This is a genomic window from Pseudomonas sp. HMWF006, from assembly GCF_003061205.1.
Classification (GTDB): domain Bacteria; phylum Pseudomonadota; class Gammaproteobacteria; order Pseudomonadales; family Pseudomonadaceae; genus Aquipseudomonas; species Aquipseudomonas monsensis.
In genome coordinates, this window is the sequence record NZ_QAIU01000422.1 from 62,084 (window position 1) to 68,251 (window position 6,168).

Genomic DNA, 6,168 nt, shown 5'->3' on the forward strand with positions numbered 1-6,168 from the left:
ACGCCAGCTTGCGCACGATGCCGTTGCTCAAAGGGCGCAGCTTCGCCTCCAGCGTCGCTGTTGTTAAGTAGCACCGATAAACAAAATGAGTATTTGAGTTTATTTATCAAATAGTCGTTTTAGTTAAAACTCCGTGGCCCTCGCAAATTTTTCACATGTTCTTCACTGCTCTGCCACGACTGTGGACGTAGTGTTCAGCAGCCATTCAAGTAAATCTCCGTAAAGTAACTTCCTCCTGGGGCTTACGTTGCACTTTACGTGTGAACTGAATGGAACTCGGGAATGACAAGAGGCAACGTCGTGGTTGAATTAGTACAAATACAATCGGCATCCAAACGATGGGATCTGTCTCGCCCGCGCACCTGGGCGGTGATCGCTGTCGGCTTGCTGCTGAGTGCACTGATTTGCGGCTTCGCCTGGATGCAACGCTCGCCCGCCAACCTGCGTTATGCCAGCGCCTCGGCCACTCAGGAATGGGTGAAAGCCTGGCAGGCCGGCGAGGTGGTCGCGCTGGTGCGCCATACCGAACGTTGCGACCGTTCGACCAATACGTGCCTGGGGCCGGCAGACGGTATCACCCAGATCGGCAGCACTGCTGCAACCGGCATCGGCCGGGCCTTCACGCAACTGGGGCTGCAGAACACCCAGGTCTTCAGCAGCCCGCTGACGCGCACCCTGCAGACCGCCCATTACATGTTCGGCCACGACGCCGTAGCCCAGGAATGGCTGGAAGTGTGCGGCCCGACCTTGCGCAATGACGTCGTGGCGCACAAGACGCCCGGGCAAAACATGATCCTGGTGACCCACAGCGGTTGCATCAGCGACTTTGAAAAACAGACCGGCTACCCCCGTGCCGTCGCTGCGGAATATGGCAGCGCAGTGCTGGTGCAAATTGATCCCAAGGGTCAACTCAACGTCATTGGCATCATGAACCCGGACGGCTGGCCACAATTGAACAAATAATCAGCGGGCTTTTTTTGCGTAACTTTCCGGTATTTCGCAAGCAAGGCTCTATTTGGAGCCTTGGCATTTGCTCATTTGTAATAAGAAATGTTTTTTAGTTTCGAAAACTGGAAATATTTCATTTTCGAGCTTGTCTTCGCAAGGAGAACTTAAAGCTGGAAGCAAACCCGTTCTCTGAATACAGGACACGCCACCGGGCGTGCTCGCCTCTGCATTCATTCAACCCAGCGCCGCGCCTGCAACGGACATCGCCAGGCCGTCACTGAAACGCACACTTTGTACTGCACCAAGGTCCAGTCATGACGTCTATTAACAAGCCGCTGCACCATGCAGCGTTGAATTTGCCGCGCCTCCACCAGAGCACCCTGATCGAGCGTTTTGCGATCCCCGGGCTGGTGCTGGCCTTCGTGGTGTTTTATCTGCTGCCATTGATGACCCACGGCTTGTGGATTCCCGATGAAACCCGTTATGGCCAGATCAGCCAGGAAATGCTGCAGAGCGGCAACTGGGTGGCGCCGCACTTCATGGGCATTCGCTACTTTGAAAAACCGATTGCCGGCTACTGGATGATCGCCATCGGCCAGGCCATCTTCGGTGAAAACCTGTTCGGCGTGCGCATCGCCTCGGCGCTCAGCACCGGCGTGAGCGTGTGGCTGGCCTATCTGCTGGCCCGACGCCTGTGGAACAACCCGCGCCTCAGCGCCGCCTGCGCCCTCCTTTATATGAGCTTTGGCCTGATCGCAGGGCAAGCCGGTTATGCCAACCTCGATCCGCAGTTCACTTTGTGGGTCAACCTCAGTCTGGTGGCGATCTGGTTTGCCATCGACAGCAACACCCCGCGCGCGCGGATTGGCGGCTGGGCATTGTTGGGATTGGCTTGTGGCATGGGCTTGATGACCAAAGGTTTCCTCGCCCTGATGCTGCCGGTGCTGATCGCCCTGCCCTACATGATCTGGCAACGGCGTTTCGGCGAGTTGGTGCGTTATGGCCTGGTCGCTGTTGTGGTGGCCGCTCTGGTCAGCGTCCCCTGGGCACTGGCCGTGCACGCCCGTGAACCGGACTTCTGGCGTTTCTTCTTCTGGCACGAACACATCCGCCGCTTTGCCGCCGGTGAAGACGCCCAGCATGCACGCCCATGGTGGTTCTACCTGCCGCTGCTGTTTGCCTCCACCTTGCCGTGGGCACTGCTGTTGCCGTCGACACTGCTGCGCGCCTGGCGCGAAAAGCGCGACCCGAAAATCGGCTTCCTGGCCTTGTGGTTCGTGCTGCCGCTGGCATTTTTCAGCGCCAGCAGCGGCAAACTGCCGACCTACATCATGCCGTGTCTGCTGCCATTGGCCTTGTTGATGGGCCACACACTGATGGGCTGGCTCGATCGCCAGGACGCTCGCGTCTTGCGCACCAACGGCGCGGTCAACGTGGTGCTGGCTGTTGCTGCACTGATTGCGCTGATCTATTTGCAAGCAACCCGCGAAGTATACGAACACACCGAAATGTTCAGCCTGTCGCTGGCTTACATCGTGCTGCTCGGCTGGCTGATTGCCGGCTCGCTGCAAACCTTGCGGCCACTGGCGCTGTGGGCCATGCCGGCGCTGGGCATCGGCCTGCTCGTCGCGCTGTTGCCGGCCGCCATGCCGGCGACCGTCGTCAACAGCAAGATGCCGGATCAGTTCATTGCCGAACACCAGCAGGAACTGAGCGCAACCACCTCGTTGCTGAGTAACGATCTGGGTGCTGCGTCGGCCTTGTCGTGGCGCCTGGGACGCCCGCAGGTGGATCTGTTCAACACCGTTGGCGAGCTCAAGTACGGCCTCGATGATCCGGCCATGGCCTCGCGCAAGGTCAGTCTGGACGGTGTTGCGCAGTGGATGGCCGACGCCCGCAAAAAAGGCTCGGTCGGCGTGGTGATGCGGGTCAACAGCACTTCGGACGCTCAGCAACTCGAACTGCTGCCCATCGACGGTAAGCATTACCGTCGTGGCCAACTGGAAATCCTTATTTTTAACCAGAGCCAGCCATGATCCAGACCAAGTCTGAACGGGGGCCGTTGCTGCTCCTGCTGGCGGCGACTGCCTTGCTGTTGCTGCTCGGCCTGGGCAGTCGCGAACTCTGGGGCGCTGAAACCCGCTGGGCCAACATCGCCCTGCAGATGCTGCAAAGTGGCGACTATTTCGACCCGTACCTCAAGGGCAGTCCGTATTACGACAAGCCGCTGCTGTCGTACTGGCTGATCACCGCCACCTCATGGTTCACCGGCGGCCTGGGGCACTGGTCGTTGCGCTTGTCTTCGGTCATTTCCGCGTGGTTCAGCGTGTGGCTGGTGTACCTGCTCGGTGAACAGCTGTTTCGCAAAGGCACCGGGCTGATCGCTGGCTGGATGCTGGCGACCACCTTCTACTTCGTGTTCTGGGCGCGGGTCGCCACCGCCGACATTCTCACGGTGTGCGGTGTGCTCGCCGCGGTCTGGTGGTACTGGCGCGGGCCGGATGACAGCCGATTCTGGCGCTACGTGGTGTTCTTCGGCTTGCTGTCGCTGACCTCGCTGTTCAAGGGCTTGATCGGCTTCATTCTGCCGGGCCTGGTGCTGCTGCCGCACCTGCTCAGTGAGCATCGCTGGAAACGCCACCTCAATCTGCGGTTGCTCGCGGCGCTGGTGATCGCCGGGGCGTTTTACATGACGCCGTTCGTGCTGTCGCACTTCTACGGCGCGCCCACCTACGAGCAAAGCGGTCTGGGGCTGGTGTTGCGCGAGAACGTCGTGCGGTTTTTCCAGCCATTCGACCAGTTCGGGCCGATTTACACCTACCTGATCTACCTGCCGGTCTACACCCTGCCCTGGGCTCCGTGCTGGCTGATCGCACTATGGGTCGCCGCGCGAAACTGGAAGCACATCGAACCGGATACCCGCTGGCTGATTCAGGGGCTTGCGTTGTTGATGCTGTTTTTCACCGCCAGCGGCAGTCGTCGCAGTTATTACGTCTTGCCGCTGGTGCCGTTCGCGCAACTGCTTGGCGCCTGGTGGGTCACCCGGCGCCTGGCCGAACGCAACAGTGAAGGCCGTGGGCTGAAAATCGGCTTTGCTGTTGCCACGGCGCTGCTGGTCGCAATACTGGGTGTGCTCTACCCGTGGACCAACAGCGGCGGTGGCGTTATCCGTTTCGGCGAGCAGGTTCGCCAGCAGGCCAGCGAACAGGCACCGCTGAATCAGTGGCGCATGGTCATGGTCGAGGTGGACAACAAAGTCCCGATGTACCTGCAAACCGGCGGCGCGCCGTTCTATTACGTGACAGAAACCCAGGACTTCCCGCGCAGTGGCGATACCGCAGCATTAATGACCTGGCTTGAACGTACCAGTGGCGAACACTGGGATCCGCAACGCACGATTGTCGTTGCGCAGTACCGCAACGGTGATGCAATGCCGCTCGACTACCTGAAAACGGACCACCAGGTCATCATCACCACCCCCACCCGTGGCGAGCAGGTATTCCACGGACGCGAAGACCAGAGCGTGGCCTACATTCCCCGTTCCTGATTGATGCCGTAGACAGCAACAAGGGGCGGGGCGCGACAATTTGAATGGCAATGACAAGGATTAACGGTTTCTTTGACGTTTTTTTCTCATTTGCCACCCTACATTGCCGCGACCCGATACTTGCAAATCGTTCGCATTGTTGCCTGCGAAGGTTTCGCTCATAACGTCTAAAAACAGGAGCTGCCCGAATGAACCCACGCTTTCCATCCTTTTTGAAACGCGCGCTGCTGGCCACCGCGTTATTCGGCGCCGGGCACGCCTTCGCTGCAGACTCAGTAGGGCTGGTGGTCTACAACGCGCAACACGAAACCCTGACCAAAGCCTGGGTGGCCGGATTCACCGAAGAAACCGGGATCCCGGTGACTATTCGCAACGGTGACGACACGGAAATGGGCAACCAGCTGGTTCAGGAAGGTGCGGCCTCACCGGCGGATGTGTTCCTGACCGAAAACTCCCCGGCCATGGTGCTGGTCGATAACGCCAAACTGTTTGCGCCGGTGGCGGCGACCACCCTGGCACAAGTGGATTCCGCCTACCGCCCGGCCCACGGCCAATGGGTCGGTATCGCCGCACGCTCCACGGTGTTCGTCTACAACCCGGACAAGTTGAGCGAGAAAGACCTGCCCAAATCCCTGCTTGACCTCGCCACCCCGACCTGGAAAGGCCGCTGGGCCGCCTCGCCCGCCGGTGCCGACTTCCAGGCGATTGTCGCTGCTGTGCTTGAGCAAAAAGGCGAAGCCGCCACGCTGGACTGGCTCAAAGCGATGAAAACCAACGCAACCATTTACCGTGGCAACAGCGCCGTGCTCAAAGCCGTGAACGCCGGGCAAATCGACAGCGGCGTGATCTACCACTATTACAGCTTCGTCGATCAGTCCAAGACCGGCGAAAACAGCAAGAACACTCGCCTGCACTACTTCAAGCACCAGGACCCGGGCGCCTTCGTGAGCATTTCCGGCGCCGGCGTCCTGGCGTCGAGCAAGCATCAGGATGAAGCCCAGCAGTTCCTCAAATACATCACCGGCAAACAGGGGCAGGAGATTCTTCACACCGGCAGTTCGTTTGAATACGCCGTAGGCCAGGGTGCCCCGTCCAACCCGAAACTGGTCCCGCTCAAAGAGCTCGATGCGCCAAAGGTTGACGCTTCGAAGCTCGACAGCAAAAAGGCCGTCGAACTGATGACCCAGGCCGGACTGCTGTAAGTGATGCCGGAAACCTTGCCGGCAAAGGCTGTTTTGGCAGCCCCCGCCCAGCGCTCGCGTGGCGCCCGCGCACTCAACGGTCGCGGGCGGTCGTCGATGGTCGCTCTGGCTGTTTTCATATCGGTGCTGTCGTTGCTGCCGATCGGCTTTGTGCTGGGCGTGTCGTGGTACACCGGATGGCCAACCATCGAAGCCATGGTGTTCCGCCCGCGCGTGGCCGAACTGCTGATCAACACCGTGCTGCTGGTGCTGATCACCCTGCCGTTGTGCATCCTGCTGGGCACCGCGCTGGCCTGGCTGACCGAGCGCAGCAACCTGCCCGGCCGACGCCTGTGGTCATTGCTGGCAGTGGCACCACTGGCGGTGCCGGCGTTCGTTCACAGTTACGCCTGGGTCAGTCTGATTCCCTCGATTCATGGGTTGCCGGCCGGCGTACTGGTGTCGGTGATTGCCTATTTTCCGTTTTTGTAC

At 59.8% G+C, this 6,168-nt stretch carries 4 protein-coding genes and 1 pseudogene; all 5 read left to right on the forward strand.

The genetic code is table 11. The features are described 5' to 3' along the window. Positions 1-420: 420 nt before the first annotated feature. Entirely contained in the window at positions 421-963 is a 543-nt protein-coding gene (locus DBR24_RS17715) for a histidine phosphatase family protein (protein ID WP_367616124.1), read from the forward strand. 299 nt (positions 964-1,262) lie between these two features. Then, positions 1,263-2,984 (forward strand): lipid IV(A) 4-amino-4-deoxy-L-arabinosyltransferase, encoded by a 1,722-nt coding sequence (arnT, locus tag DBR24_RS17720; RefSeq protein WP_128615394.1) that lies wholly within the window; start codon positions 1,263-1,265, stop codon positions 2,982-2,984. Then, the gene (locus DBR24_RS17725; protein ID WP_128615395.1) at positions 2,981-4,495 is read left to right on the forward strand and encodes a glycosyltransferase family 39 protein; all 1,515 of its coding nucleotides are present in this window, start codon (positions 2,981-2,983) and stop codon (positions 4,493-4,495) included. The genes arnT and DBR24_RS17725 overlap by 4 nt, the downstream gene beginning before the upstream one ends. 188 nt (positions 4,496-4,683) lie before the next feature. Beyond that, complete coding sequence (locus tag DBR24_RS17730) at positions 4,684-5,697, forward strand: iron ABC transporter substrate-binding protein (RefSeq protein WP_128615396.1); 1,014 nt, start codon at positions 4,684-4,686, stop codon at positions 5,695-5,697. Positions 5,698-5,700: 3 nt separating this feature from the next. Then, a pseudogene (locus tag DBR24_RS17735) lies at positions 5,701-6,168 on the forward strand (iron ABC transporter permease); the annotation flags it as partial.